We start from the raw sequence: 1,717 nt of genomic DNA on the forward strand, positions 1-1,717 counted from the left end.
ATCGCGCGGCGGCTCTGCTGGTTGAAGAAGTTGGTGCGGAACTCGACCGCGATGGCCTCCTTCTCGAACGCATGCGACAGCAGCAGCAGCTTGCACTCGGTGTTGAAGCCGCTGCGCTGCACGCTCGCCGCCGTCCACGTGGAGCCGATCTCCACGCGCTGGTTYACCGCATCGATGTTCATGAAGGTCGTCATGCCGACGACGCGGCCGGCGGCATCGCGGGTCGTGAACGGCAGCATCGAACCCTTGCGCTGCAGGTCGAGGCGGCGCTCGATCTCGGCGCGCATCGCCCGCGGCGCGGGGATCGCGGTGTACCAGAGGTTCCACAGCTCGCCGTCACTGACGGCGGCGATCAGGTCCTGCTCATGATCGAGCGAGAGCGGTTCGAGCGAACCGTGCGAGCCTTGCAGTCGAAGGGGGGTGAGCCAGCTCATCGTCATCGTCCTTGCGCGAAATTCCGGGTTCAGGGCGCTCTACAGTAGCGCCGGTGTGGCACCTTGAAAAGTGCCACGGATCCTGATTTTCATGGTGCCATGATGAACCCACCCGTGCCGCAGGCCCTGCTCGATGCACCGCTCTCGCGCGAGCGCGGCCCGGCGTCGCTGCAACGCCAGCTGCACGATCGGCTGAAGCAGGCGATCCTCGGCGCCCGGCTGGCCCCGGGCAGCCGCCTGCCGGGCTCGCGCGCGCTGGCCGAGGCGCTGTCGATCTCGCGCAACACCGTCACCGCGGTCTACGACCTGCTCGCGGCCGAGGGCTACCTGCTGCCCGATCGGCAGGGCACGCGCGTGGCGGCGCTCACGCGACCGGCACGCAGCGCACCGCGCCATCCGGTGCAGCGTGCCGCATCGGCCGCATCGCCGGCGCTGGCGCGGCGCCTGGCGGCGATCCAGTCCGAACCGGCGCGCGCCGATGGCGAGGTGGCGCTGCGCCCCGGCGTGCCCGCGCTGGCCCAGTTCCCGCTGGCCGAATGGCGCCGTGCGCTGGATCGCGCGATGGGCCGCGCCGGCCCGTCGGCGCTCGGCTACGGCGACCCGCTGGGCGAGCCGGCACTGCGCCACGCGATCGCCCGCCACCTGAGCGTGGCCCGCGGCGCGCGCTGCGAGGCCGCGCAGGTGGTCGTCACCGAGGGCGCGATGGAGGCGCTGGCGCTGTGCGCGCGGCTRCTCACGAACCCCGGCGACACCGCATGGGTGGAAGACCCGGGCTACCGCGGCGCCCGCACGGCGATGCATGCGGCCGACCTGCACCTCGTGCCGATGCGCGTGGATGCCGAAGGGCTGTGCGTGCCCACGAGCGACTGGACCGCCCGGCCGCCGCGGCTCATCTACACGACGCCGTCGCACCAGTACCCATTGGGCGCGGTGATGAGTGCCGCGCGCCGGCTCGAACTGATCGCCAACGCACAGCGCCACGGCGCCTGGATCATCGAGGACGACTACGACAGCGAGTTCCGCCACGCCGGCGACCCGATCGGCGCGATGCAGGGCCTGGTGGCGCAGGCCCCGGTGCTGTACGTGGGCACCTTCAGCAAGACGATGTTTCCGTCGCTGCGGCTCGGCTTCCTGGTGCTGCCCGAGGCACTCGCGGCCCGGCTGCAGGCGCCGCTCGGGCAACTGCTGCGCGGCGGCCACCGCCATGAGCAGCTGGCTCTCGGCGATTTCATCGAGAGCGGCGCGTTCGGCCGGCACCTGGGGCGCATGCGCCGGCTGTACCG

The 1,717-nt window shown here is 72.0% G+C and carries 2 protein-coding genes; one reads left to right on the top strand and one right to left on the bottom strand.

Going from position 1 to position 1,717, the window contains the following annotated elements; genetic code table 11:
• Positions 1-434, bottom strand: a 434-nt coding sequence (locus tag AC1D15_RS30595) for a GNAT family N-acetyltransferase (RefSeq protein WP_477828989.1), incomplete at its 3' end; no start/stop codon positions are given.
• Positions 435-533: 99 nt separating this feature from the next.
• On the opposite strand from AC1D15_RS30595, the gene pdxR reads away from it, so the two are divergent.
• The coding region (pdxR, locus tag AC1D15_RS30600; protein ID WP_477828990.1) for a MocR-like pyridoxine biosynthesis transcription factor PdxR at positions 534-1,717 on the top strand (1,184 nt) is incomplete at its 3' end.

This window comes from Rhizobacter sp. P2_H2, assembly GCF_056403375.1.